Below are 18,214 nucleotides of genomic sequence, written 5' to 3'. Positions count from 1 at the left end.
TCTGATCTCAGGCGACGCCATGTTGGGCTTCCAGTTGGGCGCGGGCGGCGGCATCACCCTCCTGCCCCTCGGCTTCAGCGCCTTCCTTGCCCAGAGATTGCAGCAAACGGCGGGCCAGACGCAAGGGGGTGGGGCCTTCACTGAGCAAAAAAGCGGGCAGTTTGAGGCCGATACGCTCTTCCAGCGCCAGGGCCAGTTCGACCCCCATGAGGGAGTCCAGACCCAGTTGGCTGAGGCTTTGATCCGGCAGTACCTTGTCGAGGGGCAGACGGAGAATCTGGGCGACTTCCCGACGGATGCTCTCTACCAGCAACTGTTCGGCCTCTGCGGGCGGCAGACTTTGTAATTGCTGGCGCAGATCATCTTCGCTCCGCTCATTGTCGCCGGTGGCTGCGGGCATTACCGCGCTGAAACGCGGTGCTGCGGCGATGGGCAGAAAACGCTGCAAGGCGTGCCAGTCCAGGTCTGCCACCACCCAGCCGTCAGCATCGCTGCGCAACAGTCTTTCGAGCACATCCAGGGCCGTGGCGGCACTGAGTGCGGCACCACCGAGGCGTTGCTGGAGAAGATCCCGGGTTTTTTCATGGCGGGTGAGATAACCGGCATCACCGATAGCTCCCCAGAGAATGGCCAGGGCCGGCAAACCCTGCCGCCGCCGCCATTGGGTAAAGGCTTCCAACCAGGTGTTGGCGGCCACGTAATGGGCCTGCCCCGGATTACCCAGCAGGGTGGTGATGGAGGAATAGAGTACGAAAAAGTCCAAGGTCATGCCCTGTACGGCCTGATGGAGATTCCAGGCCCCCGCCACCTTGGGCTGAATGACCCGATCCATCTGTTCCCGACTGAGGTTCTGTGCCAGCCCGTCCTCGATGACCGCCGCTGCATGAATGATGCCGCGCAGGGGACCGACTTCGCGGGTAACCCGCTGCACCAGATCCTGCACCTGCCAGGCATCGCGCACATCACAGGACCAGGCATGAATATGCACGCCCTGCCCCTGGAGTCGGGCGATGATCTCCGCGCTGGCCGCATCTGCCTGACCACTGCGGCTGACCAGTACCAGATTTCTGGCTCCCCGCTCGGCCAGGCGGCAGGCGCTGGCAAAACCAAAACCCGTCAGTCCACCGGTGACCAGATACACCCCTTCTGCGCTGAGTTGCAAGCGCGGCGGATTTTCTGGCACCGGGGCACTGGGCAGGTAAGGCGCTGCCATATCCAGCACCACTTTGCCAATTTGCCGGGCCTGCTGCATGTGCCGGAAGGCCTCCATGACCCTGGCCGCCGGAAAAGTCGTGGCGGGCAGCGAATAAAACGTGCCGTCCTGAAATAACGCCATGATTTCCGCAAACAACTGTTGGGTCAGGGCGGGGCGTCCCTTGAGCAATTGATCGGCATCAATCCCGAAATAGCTGAGATTATTGCGGAATGGCCGCAGACCGATGGCATTGTTTTCGTAAAAGTCCCGTTTACCCAGCTCCAGGAAACGCCCAAAAGGCCGGAGAATCTGAAGATTGCGTAAAACCGCTTCGCCATAAAGGCTATTCAGGAGAACATCGACTCCCGCGCCCTCCGTATCCCGGAGGATTTCTTCGGCAAAATCCAGTTGCCGGGAGTCGTAAATATGCCGAACCCCCAAAAGGCGCAGAAAATCGCGCTTTTGCGGCGATCCCGCCGTGGCATATATTTCTGCGCCCAGATGGCGGGCGATCTGGATGGCGGCAATGCCGACACCGCCGGCGGCACCATGAATCAGGATATTTTCCCCCGCCTGCAACTGGGCCAGGGTGTGCAGGGAGTACCAGGCGGTGAGGAATACCGTGGGAATGGTCGCGGCGGCGGCCATGGACAGGCCTTCAGGAATGGCGGTCACGGCATTTTCCGGGGTGAGGATGCGGCTGCTGAAACTGGCGGGGGCAAAACCCATCACCGCGTCTCCGGCCTGCCAGCGGGTCACGGCAGCCCCGACACGGCGCACCCGGCCTGCAAATTCGAGTCCCAGACTCGGCCCGGAAAAGCCATTTTCCAGGGCTTCATCCGCCAGCAATCCCAAAGCATACATCACGTCCCGGAAATTCAGACCGGCATTTTCGACCTCAACCTCTACGTCGTGGTCCTCGGGGATCTGTTCGGGGGCATGTATCCAGTGCAGATGCCGCAACTGGCCGGGTGCCGAAAATTCCAGGCGGCGGATGCTCCCTTGATCCGCACCAGCAGGATAGTCTGGACGGGGTGCTGCGCCCTCCTGCACCTGGGGCGTGAAGCGGCCACCGGCAAGATCAAATACCCATTCGCTTTCAGGACCGGGGTCAAGGATTTCCTCCACGGCAGCGCTGACGGCGGCGGGCATGTCTGCCATCAGGCTGACACCACTCTCGGCAGCCTGATGGCCCAGGGTCAGGATCCGCAATTGCAGTTCCGGCCACTCATTTTGCAGGCTGCGGGCAAAGCCGCTGAGCCCGGCATATTCCAGATCGTTCGCCATGCCGAACAGAAACAGAGGGGGCACGTCTTGCTGATGTATGCACCAGAGGCCCAGTTGCCACAGGCGCGTGCAGCCATCGAGTAGGATCTCGGCTCTGCCTGCGGCGGAGATGGCATCACCTCGGCCTGCAATCGGTGAAGCCACTTCGGGCAAGAGGATGATCCCGGCAATAGGCATCTGACTCGCAACAGGCAGATGTTCCGCCGGATCGGTGCCAGCAGTGGGGAGGGACAGTTCCCGGCAAGACTGGCCACGAGTGGTCAGCGCGGCTTTCAGGCATTCTGCCTCGGCCAGCGCAGCGGAACTCCCGCAAAGGTACCAAGTGCCTGTTGCTGGCGAATTCGAGAGTGAGTGGCTTGCCTGCTGGTCCGACTCGACCGATTTTTTTCGCAAACACAGGCAGTAGCTTCCGGCTGGCTGTTCTTCCAGAATTGGCCCCAAATCCTCGAATGACTGCTCTTCCAGCCAGGGCTTCAGCGCCTGCCGCCCTGGCAGTCCCGCCGTTTCCGCGTCAATCTGCGCCCACCAGGACTCCGGTTCCACCCCCTGAATCAGGAGTATCCCGCCCGGAAGCAGGCTCTGTTGTGCAGTGCGCAGCATTTCCCACTGACGGGCCAGCGTTTCTCCATCCAGGCGCAACCAGAGCAGATGGACGGCCGGTGTCGTGTGGGCGGCGCCTATGGAGACCACCTGCCAGGCCGTGGCTTCCTGAATCTCGGCGCCGTCGGACCAACAGCCCTGCCAAAGGGATATCCGGGGATCTGCTCCATACTGTTCTGCCCAGATTGGCAAGGCCTCGGCTACCGTACTGCCCATTTCCATGATGTCCAGGGTTTGTGCTGCCGAAAGAGTATCCAACCAATGCGCGATCTGCTTCTGCAGGACCTGGATCACTCCCGGACTGAGCGTGGCCATGAGGGGAGGGTAGAGGCTGGTCGCCAGTCTGGTGGGGGTCTTTTCCCCGACCTCACCTAGTCCATAACGCCCTATAGCCAGGGTCAAGGGAAAAAATTCGGGATAATCCTGCAACAGCATTTGCCAGATGTCGGCCGCTGCAATTTCTGCGTTGCCCTGCCCTGCCGACTCTTCGTCGTAGGTTTGCAAGAGACTATGCGCCAATGGTGAATATTCCGCGACATAGCGCTGTCCCGCTCCATGTGCGACAGACCAGACTGCAAGAGCATCAGCCAGCGCTGCAAGATCCAGTTCCAGAATATGCGCACGTTTTTCCGAGCGAGGTACGGGGCGCAGAACGGTCCGCACATAATGGAGCTTTTCGCTTTCGGCCTTGTGCAGACGCATCCGACGCAGGCGCAATTCATCACACTGGGCCAGCAATTGACCGCTTTCATCGGCAAACCAGAGACGGGCCAGGAGGGACTGGGGAGAATGGCGCAACACCTGGACCAGCACCTGGATTTTCCCGGGCACACTGCGATACACCGTCAAAGCGCCAAAGCGAACCGGCACATACGCCCAACCAGAGTGGCCCTGACCCTGCATCGGCTCACCTTTCGCCAGAAAATCCACAAACAACTGCATGGCGCCATCCAGCAAAGCTGGATGCAATACATAGTCTTCGGTATCGGGGATACCGAGCTCCAGCTGGGCAGTAATGCTCCCAGGCGCTAACCAGCCCTGGACCACCGTCTGGAAAACCGGGCCATAGTGCAGCCCGGCAGCACGGCAGCGTTGATAATGGATTTCCCTGCTGAAATCAGGGACCGACGCATCGGCTTCTGAGCCGCCGTAGGCCAGCGGGAACCTGGATTCCGGAGCGGCGGAACTGCCCGCCCGTACCCGCCCTTTGGCATGCAATGTCCAGGCTTCCTGGAGCAGATTCCGGGACGATATACGGAAATTACCTTGGGCATCGTAATGCACACGGAGCATTTTACTGTCCTGCCCTTCCAGCAACAGGGGGAGCAGAATATCGAGTTCTTCCAGCACCCAGACCGGATGCGCGGCACTTGCGCCGAAGTACGCTCTGGCAGCGGCCAATCCCAATTCCACATAGCCCGCGCCGGGGAACACGACGCCCTCTCCCACCTGGTGATCCGCCAGAAAAGGCAGCAAGGCGGTGTCCAGGCGCTGTTCCCATTCTCCCGGGTGACCCGCCAGAGGATGGCCCAGCAGGGGATGGATCGCGTATTGCTGAAGCAGTCGGGCAGATTCGCTGGTCTGATCGTGCCAGTATGCTTCCCGTTCCCAGGGATAGTGAGGTAGGTCCAGGTGCTGCGGGATCACCGGGAAATAGCGCTTCCAGTCAGGCGTAATTCCTACCAGCCACAGGGATTCTGCCGCCTGAAACACCGCCCGGGCATTTTCCTCCTGGCGCCGCAAGGTCGGGATCACCCGCCCTTCTTTCCCGTTGGCATCGATGGCTTCCTGCAAATAGCCGCGCAGCACCGGGTGTCCTCCCAGTTCCACAAAAATGTTCCAGTCCTCCAGCAAGGTGGCGGCGGCCTGCTGAAAGCGGACGGGTTGGCGGATATTCTGCCACCAATAGTCGCCATCCAGATTGTCGCCATCCAGCACCGTGCCGGTGACTGCCGAAATGAAGGGAATCGAGGTCGATGCCGGGCGCAAGTCCTGCAGCACTGTCAGCAGTTCATCCCGCAGCAGGTCCATCTGTGGACTGTGAAAGGGATAATCCATATCCAGACGCTTGTAGCCTGTACCTTGGGCACGCAACTGTTTCTCGACTCTGTCGAGAGCAGCGCTGCTGCCGACCAGGGTGGCACCACGCGGGCTGTTCCAGGCAGCAATAGTTACTGCATCCTGTAAGTCCCAGTCCTGTAACTGCTGGACAAGGGTATCGGCAGCAGCGGCCACTGCCGTCATCTGCCCCAGTCCTCGGGAATATCCCTGCAAGCGGCTGCGCTCGTAAATCACCCGCACGGCTTGGGCCAAAGTCAAGGCTCCGCAAGCCCAGGCCGCCGCCACTTCGCCCACGCTATGCCCCGCTACCGCTGCTGGGACAATACCCTGCGCCCGCAACAGAGCAGTTATGCCCACCTGCAAGGCAAACAGGGCGGGCTGCGCCTGTTCGGTAGCGGCATAGCGATCCTCACCCAAATGACCCGCCAGATCTGCCTGCAGGCTGTATCCCGCCAAGGGCTGAAAATGCTGGTCGATTTCTGCGAGGCTGGCCGCGAACACCGGATCCGCGCATAAAATCCGCCCCATGCCCGACCACTGGCTACCATTTCCGGAGTAAACAAAAACCGGCCCTTGCGGGTTGTCGAGAGCCACCGCCGTGGGCACTGCTGCCCCCTGCTCTGTGCCAAAGGCGCGCAGGGGAGAGAGCATGTCAGGACCGGGTTGCAGCCAGAATAACGCCCGGTGGGGCAAACGCTCCCGTCGAAAATTCGCCTGATAGAGGGCGGGGTAAGTGTTCTGGGCGTTTTCCGTTTCGAGATTGCGGGCAAAATCCGCCACTACCTGGCGCAGCGCCGACGGAGTCGCCGCACTGAGGCAGAGCGGCTTGGCCGCCGCCCGCTTTCCACGCCAGGCCGGCACACGTCGACGCCGGGGCGTTGGCGCCGACTCCAGAATAATGTGGGCGTTAGCACCTCCGAAGCCAAAGGAATTCACACCGGCAATCAGGAGGCCTGTTGCGCGCAGTGCCAAGGTCTGGCGCACGACGGTCAGATGATGGGTCTCCAGTTGCAAACGCGGGTTGAGTGTATTGATGCCGATGGTAGGAGGCACCAAACGGTTCTGCAGAACATGAATGGTTTTCAGCAGACCCGGAACCCCCGAAGCCGTTTCCAGATGGCCGATATTACTTTTTACCGAACCAATGGGCAGTGGCTCTTCGGCGCGGCGATGCACGCCCAGTGCCCGCCCGATGGCTTCCACTTCGGCGGGATCACCCACGGCCGTACCGGTGCCATGGGCTTCCAGATAATCCAGTTGTTCGGGATCAATCCCCGCTGCCTCATAAGACTGCTCCAGCAAACGCTGTTGGGCACTAACCCGGGGAATGGTCAGGCCCGACTTGTGGCCATCGGTATTGATGGCACTGTGGGCTACGACGGCAAGAATCCGGTCTCCAGCCTTGACAGCCTGATCCAGACTTTTCAGGACGAATACTCCGCCACCTTCCGAACGCACGTAGCCATCAGCGTCAGCATCAAAAGGCCGGCAGCGCCCTTTTGGGGAGAGCATGGACGCCTTGGAAAAAATCAGAAAGCCATAGGGATGCAAATGCAGGCTGATGGCCCCGGTCAAGGCCAAATCACTCTCCCCACTGGCGATGGATTGGCAGGCCTGATGAAAGGCCACCAGCGCCGAAGAACAGGCCGTATCCACCACAAGGCTCGGGCCCTGCAAGTCATAGAAGTAGGACAGGCGATTGGCGGCAATGCTGGCCGTCGAGCCGGTGGCTGTACTGGGGCCAATGGCCGCGAAATCATCGGCAAGTCGGTAAGCATAGTCGGTACTGGCCAGCCCGATAAACACCCCGCAACGACTACCGCGCAATCGACCCGGTGCAATGCCGGCATGGGCAAAAGCCTCCCAGCTCATCTCCAGCAACAGACGCTGCTGGGGATCCATGGCCGCTGCTTCCCGGGGCGACAGATGAAAAAATCCGGCATCAAAACCCGCCACATCACCCAGCGAACCGGCCGCAAAAGTAACCGAAGTTCCGGGATGATGGCGCTCGGGGTGCTGCAGAACATCCTGAGCCCAACGCTCTCCTGCCACATGGGTAATCAGATCCCGTCCGGCCAGCAGCTGACTCCAGAAGCTGTCACCCGGACATTGGGGCAGTCGCGAAGCTTGACCAATAATGGCAATTTTTTTCACAGGCGGCTCACAAAGGCTTCAAATTTTTTAAAATGTTCCGACCAACTAGGTGCTGCAAAACCTTTCATTCTCTGGATTTGTTGCTGTCGCCGATCATGTGCACTTTCGCTGAAATCCCGAATCGCCCGCAACCAGAGTTCTTCATCATCCGTATCCAGATAATCGGGTATATTCCCGGCAATTTCCATAAAAACCGGCAAAGGGCTTGCCAAAACCGGTACTCCGACGGCCAGTGACTCCAGCAAGGGCAGTCCGAACCCCTCGGCATGAGATGGGAAAAGCAGAGCTTGTGCCCCCTGCAAATAGGCTTGCACTTCGGCGTCGCTACAGTCCGGAAGAAATTCGACATGGGCTTTGAGTTTTTCATTAAATTTTAATTCGTGCAGCAGATCACCACACATCCAGCCGATCTGACCGATGATGAGCAAGCGGGGAATATGCGCCCAGGGCCACTCCAGTATCATGCGCTGCCACAAATAGAGGAGGAATGCGTGATTCTTACGCGGCTCCAGGGTACCCAACACCACGAAGTAGGGTTGGGGAGGAATTTGCAGAGGCTGAGCGGGCGCAGTGCTGACCGGATGGTAGCCCAGGGGAATGACCGCGAGGGGTGGCATCGACATTTGCATCCTGTCGGCATAGTCCTGCAGGGCCTCGGCCGTATGCCGGGAATTACTGACGATACCCGCTGCCTGCCCCAGAATGACCTGCAGTCTTCTGCCGTGACGATCGGTGGCGTCGGGTTGGCAGAATTGGGGATGAGTCACTGGGATCAGATCATGGGCCATAACCAGCAAGCGGATTTTTTTGCGCCGCAGCCAGCCCAGATAAGACGGTCTATCCAGACCACTGTGCCCCATGTTGAGCACCCAGCTCCCCGAAGAAACCGGACGAAAGGGAAACTTCAAGGCATGGCGGGCCGTCTTGGCCAGACTGCCGTGTTGCCGACCTTCCGACCAACCCAGGAGCCAGTCGAACAGCAAAAGAGAGGCCGTAGCCGATAGTGCCACAGCCACACCACTCTCAATCAGCATGGCCTGGGTCCGGCCATGAAAGTGGTCCAAATACGCCAGACAGACCCGATCTACGCCGGTGGGAATGCGCCCCTTGCGCATCCGATGCACCAGGCGGGTTACATCCACATACACTGCCGCATCCGTCAGATCCGCCATGTTAAAGCATTATTTGACGATTCCCGCCGTAGTCAAACCCTGAATCGGATACACAATCTGCACTATCAGACCCAAGAATTTCTGCAGATCGGTGATGGGTGCCGAAGCCACATAAATCAGATCGTGATTTTGTATGGGGAACTCCTGGGCTGCAAACAGCGTAGCAGGATTACTGAAATCAAAACGGAACACCACCGGGACCTCGCCATCTGCCGTGGTCTGCACGGGTTCTGGCCAATGGGAGAAAAAGTCCGGCTTTTCCATGCGGAACACAAAAACCGCCTTGGCATCAGCTTCATTGCCGTTCAGACCGCCTGCCCGGGCAAGGGCCTGGGCCAGACTGATGCCCGATGCTTCAAAATCAATCTCCTTGGTCTGGGTCGTGGCGCCCATGACGGTCACGTGCAAGGGTTGATAGAGTGCCGTCAGCACATCTCCGGCCCGCAGGGAGACATTCTCTTCGGGATGACGAATGACCTCTTCCAGAGGAAGCTGCAACGTCTTGCCCGAGTGGGAAAGCTGAATGGTCACCTTGTTGACTGGCTTGTCCACGCCGCCCGCCGCTGCCAGCGCCTGCAGCACACTCACCCCGCCCGGAATCAGGGGCACCTGGGTACTTTTGTGGACATTTCCCACCACCGAAATACTCTGGGCGTGATTGCTCACCAGCCGGACAACCACTTGGGGATCGTGGGCCATATTTTTCAGGCGTGCGCGAATTTCGCTGCCTATTTGATCGAGGGTTTCGCCCGCGCAATGAATTTTTCCGGCAAAAGGAATCAGAATATCACCGTTGCTGCCCACCATCTGTTCAGGAATGGTGGTCATCACGGCGCCCGACGCCGAGGTCGTAGTAACCGCTGCCGCTGACGCAAAGAGCATGGCCGGGGGCGCTTCCCAGATATACACCTGCAAGGTATCTCCGGGACCCACCGTATAGAGTTTCGGGTTCGGATTACTGAAATCCTGGAGCAGACTCAGCTGGGGACTTTCCACTTGGGTCTTGATCTGGTGTGCCAGGGCATAATTGACTTCGACAAGCTGAATGCCATGCAAGGTCTGGTTGTGGGTCACCGCTTCCACCGAACCCGCACGCGGCCCAGCGTAGGGTAGATACGATGCACAGCCCGCAAGCCCCGCCAGCACCAGACCCAGCGTCAAAGCGCGCACTCCTGGATTGCTTGTGATCATCAAAAAGCCCTCAAAAAACAATGTCCATTGTGTATAGGGTACTGCTGCGGGGACATGTGCAGCTTAGGCGCACACACTAGTAAAAGTCACAAAGGCAACCCCTTGTTTTATTTGGTGCTGGCGGCAGGAATCGAACCCGCGACCCACTGATTACAAATCCGGTTAACAATACATACAGCCTTATTTTTCAACAAGTTGCGCCGCTTGCCAAAGCCAAAATCAACGTCAATCAACGTCACACGCTGTCATTCCACGCTCATCATGGCACAAATCCGTCACACCATATATAGCTGTCTCCTGTTGTGCAAGTGAAAGCTTTGTCCAACGATAGATGAGTTTGAACGGGATGAGAGACTGGAGCGAGGCGCTAAATTCCGCTATAATTTTTGTACTATATTTGAACCTTGGCCCATGATTCAACTTCGCACTTACGTCTATATAGACTCCCTCCAACCGCAACTCGCTGCATATATGGCCTCGGTCTCCCAGGGCTTCCTGCCAGTGCCCGGCGATGCAGCCCTGTGGATTGAAGTGTCTCCAGCCATGGCCATTCACCGCCTCACCGACATTGCCCTGAAAGCCACCCGCGTGCATCTTTCCCAGCAGGTCATCGAACGTGAATTCGGTGCCATGGTTGTCCATCATCGCGACCAGAGTGATGTGCGCGAAGCCGGCCGGGTGGTCCTGCAGCGCATGGGTGCCAGTCAGCAGGATCGTACCGCCTGCAAAATCACCTGGAAGGAAATCATTCGTGGCATGATGCCGGACCATGCGGTCCTCATAAACCGTCAGGGCCGACGTGGCTCCATGATTCTTCCCGAGCAAAGCATGTTCATTCTCGAAACAGAACCAGCGGGTTACGTCATTTATGCCGCCAATCAGGCCGAAAAGGCAGCCAATATCACCCTGGTTGATGTCCGTGCGGTGGGGGCCTATGGACGACTGACCATCGCCGGCAAGGAAGCCGATGTAGATGAAGCGGCTGCGGCAGCCATTCATGCTGTGGAAAACCCATCCTGGACTTAATGCCCATGAATCGTCACACCCTGCAAACCTGCTTATGCCAGTACCGAAGTCATTACATTGAAGAACAGGCTTATGCTCGTCGGGGCTGCCTTCTTTTACAGGATGATCCGGATTGTTTTTTTCGGGAAGGTACAGGCCTGCATGTGACGGCCTCCACCTGGATTCTCAACCCCGCCCGCAGTGCCACGCTGCTGATGTTGCACCGCAAGCTGGAGCAGTGGTTTCAGCCCGGCGGTCATGCCGATGGCAATGAAAATGTGATCGCGGTGGCTCTGAAAGAGTGCAGCGAGGAAACCGGGATTGCCGAAACAGATATTCATCTGTTGGATACCGCCATATTCGATATTGATATTCACAGAACACCGCGACGGGGCATGGAGCCCGCCCATCAGCATCTGGATATTCGGTTTCTGGTGGAAATTGACGATCGAATTCCCCTGGCAGGAAACAGCGAATCTCATGCCCTGCGATGGGTACCATTACATGAAGTCCATGCTTATAACAAGGGACTTTCCATCCATCGCATGCTGATCAAAAGCCAGGAATGGTTACGACAGCAAAGAATCCAAGGCCTAACCTAGACTTAAACCCGGATACGATCAACACATCACCTCAACCCGTAGGGTCAGGTTTCACCATTCAGCAGCTGGCGTTCTGAAGCAACAAAGAAGCGCCATCAAAGAGTGCGCTGCAGAAAGCAGCCACGCCAGGCACTGCTTTCTTTCAGGATGAAGCCACGCGACCATCGGGATATTGGCTCAGAAAAAAGTACTGACTGCCGCATCCAGTGCATCTCGCATATCCGGATCATCGGTAATCGGCCGTACCAGCGCCATGCTGCAGGCGGCAATGGGTGCCACCCCTTTCTGAATCAACGCACCGGCATAAATCAGCATACGCGTTGATAAGCCCTCATCCAGACCATGCCCCTTGAGGTTGCGTGAGCGTTCCGCAATGGACACCAGCTTTTCCGCCATATCTTCGGATACCCCCGACTCATGGGAGACGATCACCACTTCAATATCGCGCTCGGGATAGGAAAAATCCAAAGCCCCAAAACGCTGCTTGGTGGACTGTTTCAGATCTTTCATGGAGGACTGATAACCGGGATTAAAGGAAATCACCAACTGAAAATCAGGGTGAGCCTGAATCAGTTCGCCCTTTTTATCGAGAGGCAAGGTACGGCGATGGTCAGTCAGGGGATGGATTACCACCGTCGTATCCTGCCGGGCTTCAACAATTTCATCCAGATAACAGATGGCACCTATCCGTGCCGCTGTCGTCAGGGGACCATCCTGCCATTTGGTGCCATCCTTATCCAGCAGAAAGCGACCCACCAGATCAGAAGCCGTCATGTCTTCATTACAGGCAACACTGATCAGGGGACACTTCAGGCGCCAAGCCATGTATTCAATGAACCGGGATTTCCCACAGCCCGTTGGTCCCTTGACCATCATCGGCAAACGCGCCGCATATGCTGCCTCGTACAAGGAAATTTCATCATGCACTTCCTTGTAATAAGGTTCTTTTTCGATCAGGTACTGTTCTTTTGAATCACTATTCACTGTAACACCTCTTGCAATCAATTCTTGAACTTGACCAGACGGCTGACCTGGATATCCGTCACAAACACGACACCGGTATGCTTCTCAAAAAATGGCGCAAACCCTTCCAGAATGGGCGATACCAACTCTTCGGGAACCGCCACGATAATCATGATCAGGACATCATCTTCATTGAACATGATATGACCTTCATAAATCCCGTGACTGCCTTTTCCGGATAAATTGCCGACGATGGTATATCCCTTCACTCCGGCCCTGTCGAGCAGGTCCGTAGCAAAATCCTTGTGCGCACCTTCTATGATGACTTCGAGTTTTTTCAAAGGACTCAGATTCAGTGTTTTCATGCAATTCCCTCCAGAATGTTCTGATTGTCTGCCGCGACGGTGCGTTCTTGCAGGTGAAAGGTGCCATCTTCCAGGACGTGGGCCCGATATTCATCTTCTGGATCCAACAAAATAACCCGAACCCAGCCGCCGCCCAACAGCGCCTTGATTTTCACCAGATTGCTGACCGAACGCTGGGCAAAAGCCACTGGTGCCTCCACCAGCACAATCAAGCGTACCGGCTCATGATAGGGCTTACCATCCTTGAGCACCGTCTGGGTAGGCAAGCCTGTCCGCAAATCGCTCTGGTTGCCGGTCATCACCGCAAAACGCCCGGCAACATTGTGATAGACCTTGCTGCCGCTACCATAATGCTCGGTATCCACCACCGAAAAATAATGTTCCAGGTTGATCCATTCGCCCACCACCATGGGACTGGCCAGAATGGTTTCCAGCAAACGTCCTTTGGGATCGAGGCGGTAATCGTAGGAGTGGAGAAAAGCACGGCTTTCCAGATCCAGGCCTTCAGTCAGTTCACGCCGACCGACAATCGCGTAGACATTGCGGGTCAAACCCCATTCCGGGCGCACCTGGGACCAGTCATGGGTCTGACGCAGAGCCATGACTGCAGCCGCGTAGGGATCCTGGGCCAGCTTCTCAGACCCGCCCAACGATGGCATGCGTTCTGCTGCAGAACGTCGGGTGGCGGCAGACAAACCATTGCGCAGACGCTCCAGGTAAAGCAAATGCCGAGCAGGCAACAAATCCAGATCAAACAGCTCTACCGCATCGGAAGTAGTATTGTGCACTGCGGGCAGGAACCAGGTATCGTCCGGAATGACAATACCTTTGTCCCGCAAGCGACGGCGCACCTCGGGCTTGTTGGCCATGGCGGCGAATACCCGGGCATTGGGAAGCCCCTTGCCACCCCCGCAAGCTCCGCAATCCAGGGCGGACTCGTAGGGATTGTTTTCGGTTTCGCTTTCATGCCCCACCAACAGCACAAAGCGTGAAAAATTACGGTTCATGCCGATCAACAGCAGGGCCTGGGAAATGTAGCGGACCTGCTCATCCAGACTGAAACCGATGCGCCCCAGTCTTTCCATCTGCAGACTGGATTCGTGCCTTTCAACCCGGTAAGTATCCCGCAATTTCTGGATGAATTCCGCTTCCTGCTGAGCAGAAAATTGCATCCGCCGGGCCAGGGCACTGGGTCCGGAAATATGCTCCAGGGCGATTTCCCGCAGCTCCTTGACATCATCATCCGTCACTTGATCCCGGGGTACATTCCATTCCTTGATCAGCGCACGGACAATCATGGCCCGTTGCACCGCCCGTAAAATGGAATCCGCCTGATCCGGGCTCAGTTTGTCCAGGAGCAGTCGTGTCACCGGCTTTTCCGCATGCAGCTTGTTGTGGAGATGGTGATAAGTCAGCGGCGCAACCATCTTGCCGATCAAACCCAGACTGAAGATGAGCCCCACAGCCTCTACTGCCACAAAGGGTGACAGCACTGAACTTTTCAGCTCGTGAAGTACATGCTCCAAAGCGCCGTACAGAGGCTCTTCTTCCAGCTCCAGTTCGGCGGGAATTTCTACGACCAGGTTTTTAGGGGTCTGGATGGCCGGACAGAGGTGGACTTCTGTACCCCGCCCATATTCCAGAAAGCTGATAGGCACACCAAAAAATCCGCCAATACCAAAGGTCTGGTAATCGCCGATGGCCTCCAGATGCCGACGCATGGGCTCTGAACGGACATCAATGCACATCAGCGCCTGGGCAAAGGGACGTTTCTCCACTGCTTCCTGCTGGTGGGGAATATTGATGCGGTTCACCAATGCCTTGATGTAATGAGATTCCATGGACCGCAGCCAGCAGAAGCCCTCGCCCTTTTCCCAGGCGCGCAGGATATTCAGAAACTGGTCGAGTTGCTCCGGAGACATCCCCAATAATTGTGCTTCTGCTTCTGTACCCATGGCCTTGGCCAGTCGCAGCAGATTATGGGCCTGCCGTTCGCCCTCCCAACGGGATTTGGCAGCAATGTACTGTTCCGCAACCCGGTCAAAGTCAGGCCGCTTGCGCCGCGCCAGCATGTCCTCTACCTGTTGTGCCCAGGCCGGTAAAATCGCGCCGGTATACAATTCCAGGCGTAAATACGCCGACAGCGGATCGGCATGAACGAAATTCTGGATTTCCTCGGCATTGGCCGGGCAACCCTGATGGCGGACGGCTTCCTGCAGTAATGCCATGCCCAGAACCATGCGAACCGCCAGAAAATCCGTCAGATCCGCCGGATACTGCTCAGCCCAGTAATAATGCCTGGCCGTACTGCGATAGCGGATAAAACCTGCCCAACCATGCAAGCGGGTCAATTGACGGGTAATATATTTTTGCCAGGAAGCTTCCGGCACCTGCAGTTCACGGAGAATATGGGCGACCACACCTTCGGGGGTCTGTTCCGATTCGAGCAGTTGCCGCAAGTGCAACCCACGCAAGAAGAAGCGCACATTATGCTGGGCCACTTCTTTCCATGCCGTAAAAAAACCCTGTTTACGGCCCGGTGACTGCCAGGCGGACTGACCTTCATCAAAAAAGTCCAGACAACTTTTCACCAGCAAATCGTCCAGGGTACTGCCAATATCCGTCCCGAACAGGCGATCCACGTTGGCATAAACAGGGCCATCCAGGGCAATTTTATGGGCAAGAATCTCTTGCAGTCGCTCTTTTTGGTTTGCTGTATTCGGATCTAACCCTTTTCCATGAAGTGCGCCATGGAGGACAGCGCCATTCAGCCAATCAGTCTTGGGCACCAACTGTTCACTCTTGCAGAGTGTCAAGAGGGACCAGAGCCAATGCTCCATGGATATTTCCGACGGCAATGCACTGTCCTGTTTTTCCAGAAAAACCTGCAAATACTTGCGCATGGCGGCTTCATCCACCTTTCCGGCCTGCCAGTATTCCTGATATTCACTGCGGGACAAATAACCCCGGCCATGAAAGAGCTTTCCGGCTTCTTCCACGGCGTCTTCAAAGGGCAGATGTTCCAGGCCAAACAAAGGATTATGGTGAATGAAAGTGCGCATGGGCCAGAACCTTGGAATCGGCTCACTGGCCACATAAATCATGGTCCGCACTTTCAGACGATCACCCAGAGTCAGTTGATAATCCATATACCCCCCCAGAATAATCCCACCAAGGCAAATATCCCCAAAGTCAGGCCACCTAACCAGGTGCCACCCACACTTAAATCATGCACCGATTCGCCGTGATAGATGCCAAACAGCAGATCCTGCAAAAACCGCCCTACGGTCCAACCCCAGAGTAGTAGCACCAGCAGCAACAAGGGCATCCAGATGAGCGGCAAGCTCTCCATGGCTTCCAGCAAGGCAAAAAAGTTGGGGAAAACGGGTGTGGCCGTGGCCGCCAGAGCGGTCAGGGACATCAGTACCGACAGACGGGGTAATGCCCGGGCAAAGCCACCGGTCAATCCCAGATAGGAGCCTCCGGTCTTGTGCGTCAAAATGCCTGCCCAGACCAGCATCAAAGCGGCAGGAATAGACCAGGCCAGAGCAAAAAGTTGCACACCCCAATGCCCCGGTAACAGGCCGATCAACAGCCAGGTCAGGGACAAGCCTGAAGTGGCCATAAACCGTGCCCAGATCTGTACATCCCGGGTGCCTGCGGCGCGATAGGCATACAAAATCGCCGTGAATAATGCCAGGGCCCGCAAAGCCTGGGGCATTCCCTGCCCGAGAATCAGCCAGGCTCCAGATTTCAGCAGTAACAAAAGTCCCAACTGGGGTAAAACAATGACGGCCAGGGCGCGAGCCCAAGCCCCCGGCGCACTCACCAGCAAGCGATTAAAAATCCAGCTGAAAGGGAACCAGGGAAGTAATGTTCCGGCAATTATCCAAATGATGATATGCATGTCAGCACCACCGTAACAGCACATTGATACGGCGTGCCCCTTGCACCAGAATCTGGGACATGCGCGCATACAGGTCATTCACGTACAACTCTCTGGACAACAAAGCATAGAGAGCCAAGTAAACGCCGCGCCAGCGTCCCTGATCGGCCCGATCCCACCAGCCACTGGAATCCGCAAAAAAGGTGAGTGCCCAGGCCCCGACAAAAAACAGCGCCAGAATAATGACCAGTATATCGAAGTACAGGCTGTTGATGCTGGCCGCATTATAGAGCTGGTAGGCTTCTCCGTGAGGATAGAGAAAATGACCAAAGTAGTGACTGATCAGGGTATAACCAATCACGACCAGAACAAATGAGCCCAAAATACCGCCCATCAATCGCCAGGGATTGGTATGGGTCATTTTGTGGGTGGCAAACAAGGCCTGGGCGCCGGTCACCCAGCCGAAAAACAGCAGGATAATCACTCCCTGCTCATGCAAAAGTCTTGTAGAAACGAAAAGATGAGACAAGCTGAGCACCACTACCGGAACAATAATGGTCAATGCCGCAGCGGCCAGCCAGGGCAGGCGCGAGGGTTTGGCCGGACGCCGTTCCACAATGGAGGTATAGACCGGATCCGAAGGCACCCCGTCGTGCTCCCGGGCTTCGCCAATAATATTGCCCGCCCCCAAAAACAGGGAAGCCTTGAAAAATCCATGGGCAATCAAGTGAAAAACCGCCAGGGCAAAAGCTCCCACACCACATTCCATGACCATGAAACCCATCTGACCCATGGTTGAATAGCCCAGAGAACGCTTTACATCATTTTGTATCAGCATCATCGCCGAACCCACCACGGCGGTAATCAACCCAACAATAAAGACGAAATGCAGGACGATACTGGCATGCTCGAATACCGGGAAAAAACGGTTGAACATGAATCCACCCGCATTGACGATACCGGCGTGCATCAATGCCGAAACCGGGGTAGGGCCGTCCATTGTATAGGGTAACCAGCCATGGAGCAGGAACTGGGCGGAGCGGGCAAAAGCCGCAAAAGCCAGCAGAAAACCCACCAGTTCGGGCACCGACAAACCCCAGAAAGCGGGCACATGGGGATGCATCTGTAAGCGCTCAAAAATATCCGGTAGCGAGATGGAATGATAGGTTCGGATCAATACAAAAGCGGCCAGCCAGAGGGGGACATCGCCCGCCCGGTAGGTGATTTGCGTCCAGAAGGCATAACGGCCCGCTGCAGGGCGATCCGTATCATGACCCAGCAGAAAATACAGGACCACGCCCACCATGAACCAGGCCACCAGGAAGGTAATCAGATCTGCAGCCGACACCATGAATAGAATGGTCGCAGTCATCAGGTCCAGCAGGGCGAAAAAACGGGTATAATTGGCCTCTTCGACCATGTAGCGCACCGAGTACATATGCACCAGCAAACTGATTCCGCAAACAAAGCTCCACATGATCAGGGTCAGAGGATCGAGCCAGACACTTCCCCAGAGAGTGCCGATAATTTCTACCCGGGAGAAACCGCCCAGGGCATAGGTCGCCAGTTCCACCAAGGCCAGCAAAAACGTCAGCAAGGTTAAAAACACGCTGATCCGGGCGGCCGCCCTGCGGGCCTTGTGCATGAATACAAAAATAATAAGCGCCGACAATACCGGCAAAAATGGAATGATGATTGCTAGTTCACCCATGCGAACTCCCCTCTTTCATGCG

The 18,214-nt window shown here is 56.7% G+C and carries 10 protein-coding genes; 2 read left to right on the top strand and 8 right to left on the bottom strand.

The annotated features are described in order from the left end of the window. Window positions 1–7: 7 nt before the first annotated feature. From ACJU26_RS06205 to ACJU26_RS06195, 3 genes are read right to left on the bottom strand one after another with little or no spacing between them, the layout of a single operon-like run. The gene (locus ACJU26_RS06205; protein WP_414041641.1) at window positions 8–7,297 is read right to left on the bottom strand and encodes a type I polyketide synthase; all 7,290 of its coding nucleotides are present in this window, start codon (window positions 7,295–7,297) and stop codon (window positions 8–10) included. Next, window positions 7,294–8,469 (bottom strand): glycosyltransferase family 4 protein, encoded by a 1,176-nt coding sequence (locus ACJU26_RS06200; RefSeq protein WP_414041640.1) that lies wholly within the window; start codon window positions 8,467–8,469, stop codon window positions 7,294–7,296. Before ACJU26_RS06200 ends, ACJU26_RS06205 begins: the two co-directional genes overlap by 4 nt. 9 nt (window positions 8,470–8,478) lie before the next feature. Then, window positions 8,479–9,660, bottom strand: a complete 1,182-nt coding sequence (locus ACJU26_RS06195) for a polysaccharide biosynthesis/export family protein (protein WP_414041639.1) — start codon at window positions 9,658–9,660, stop codon at window positions 8,479–8,481. 471 nt (window positions 9,661–10,131) lie between these two features. Between ACJU26_RS06195 and ACJU26_RS06190 the strand changes: the two genes are divergently transcribed. Further along, window positions 10,132–10,686 carry a BMC domain-containing protein gene (locus ACJU26_RS06190; protein ID WP_414041638.1) on the top strand — a complete coding sequence of 185 codons (555 nt, stop codon included), beginning with the start codon at window positions 10,132–10,134 and terminating at the stop codon, window positions 10,684–10,686. A 5-nt stretch (window positions 10,687–10,691) separates the two neighbouring features. Next, complete coding sequence (locus ACJU26_RS06185; RefSeq protein ID WP_414041637.1) at window positions 10,692–11,267, top strand: NUDIX hydrolase; 576 nt, start codon at window positions 10,692–10,694, stop codon at window positions 11,265–11,267. A 177-nt stretch (window positions 11,268–11,444) separates the two neighbouring features. Here the strand turns inward: ACJU26_RS06185 and ACJU26_RS06180 are convergent, their stop codons facing one another. From ACJU26_RS06180 to ACJU26_RS06160, 5 genes are read right to left on the bottom strand one after another with little or no spacing between them, the layout of a single operon-like run. Further along, window positions 11,445–12,251, bottom strand: coding sequence for a CbbQ/NirQ/NorQ/GpvN family protein (locus tag ACJU26_RS06180; RefSeq protein ID WP_414041636.1), 807 nt, complete (start codon window positions 12,249–12,251; stop codon window positions 11,445–11,447). A 17-nt stretch (window positions 12,252–12,268) separates the two neighbouring features. Beyond that, window positions 12,269–12,595, bottom strand: coding sequence for a P-II family nitrogen regulator (locus tag ACJU26_RS06175; RefSeq protein ID WP_414041635.1), 327 nt, complete (start codon window positions 12,593–12,595; stop codon window positions 12,269–12,271). Next, the gene (locus ACJU26_RS06170; RefSeq protein ID WP_414041634.1) at window positions 12,592–15,744 is read right to left on the bottom strand and encodes a DUF2309 domain-containing protein; all 3,153 of its coding nucleotides are present in this window, start codon (window positions 15,742–15,744) and stop codon (window positions 12,592–12,594) included. Before ACJU26_RS06170 ends, ACJU26_RS06175 begins: the two co-directional genes overlap by 4 nt. Continuing rightward, the gene (locus ACJU26_RS06165) at window positions 15,729–16,502 is read right to left on the bottom strand and encodes a hypothetical protein (protein ID WP_414041633.1); all 774 of its coding nucleotides are present in this window, start codon (window positions 16,500–16,502) and stop codon (window positions 15,729–15,731) included. Before ACJU26_RS06165 ends, ACJU26_RS06170 begins: the two co-directional genes overlap by 16 nt. 1 nt (window position 16,503) lies before the next feature. Continuing rightward, window positions 16,504–18,192, bottom strand: coding sequence for an NADH-quinone oxidoreductase subunit L (locus tag ACJU26_RS06160; RefSeq protein ID WP_414041632.1), 1,689 nt, complete (start codon window positions 18,190–18,192; stop codon window positions 16,504–16,506). Window positions 18,193–18,214: the final 22 nt, after the last annotated feature.

Source organism: Acidithiobacillus sp. M4-SHS-6 (assembly GCF_047421495.1).
Classification (GTDB): Bacteria; Pseudomonadota; Gammaproteobacteria; order Acidithiobacillales; family Acidithiobacillaceae; genus Acidithiobacillus.
Note: the sequence above shows the minus strand (reverse complement) of the source record. Positions and strands in the feature narration are given on the sequence as shown.

What these genes read in the sequence shown, in the direction of transcription:
- ACJU26_RS06200 (WP_414041640.1), bottom strand. Translation starts at nt 8,469, where the DNA reads ATGGCGGATCTGACGGATGCGGCAGTGTATGTGGATGTAACCCGCCTG.
- ACJU26_RS06195 (WP_414041639.1), bottom strand. Translation starts at nt 9,660, where the DNA reads ATGATCACAAGCAATCCAGGAGTGCGCGCTTTGACGCTGGGTCTGGTG.
- ACJU26_RS06190 (WP_414041638.1), top strand. Translation starts at nt 10,132, where the DNA reads ATGGCCTCGGTCTCCCAGGGCTTCCTGCCAGTGCCCGGCGATGCAGCC.
- ACJU26_RS06185 (WP_414041637.1), top strand. Translation starts at nt 10,692, where the DNA reads ATGAATCGTCACACCCTGCAAACCTGCTTATGCCAGTACCGAAGTCAT.
- ACJU26_RS06175 (WP_414041635.1), bottom strand. Translation starts at nt 12,595, where the DNA reads ATGAAAACACTGAATCTGAGTCCTTTGAAAAAACTCGAAGTCATCATA.
- ACJU26_RS06170 (WP_414041634.1), bottom strand. Translation starts at nt 15,744, where the DNA reads ATGGATTATCAACTGACTCTGGGTGATCGTCTGAAAGTGCGGACCATG.
- ACJU26_RS06165 (WP_414041633.1), bottom strand. Translation starts at nt 16,502, where the DNA reads ATGCATATCATCATTTGGATAATTGCCGGAACATTACTTCCCTGGTTC.
- ACJU26_RS06160 (WP_414041632.1), bottom strand. Translation starts at nt 18,192, where the DNA reads ATGGGTGAACTAGCAATCATCATTCCATTTTTGCCGGTATTGTCGGCG.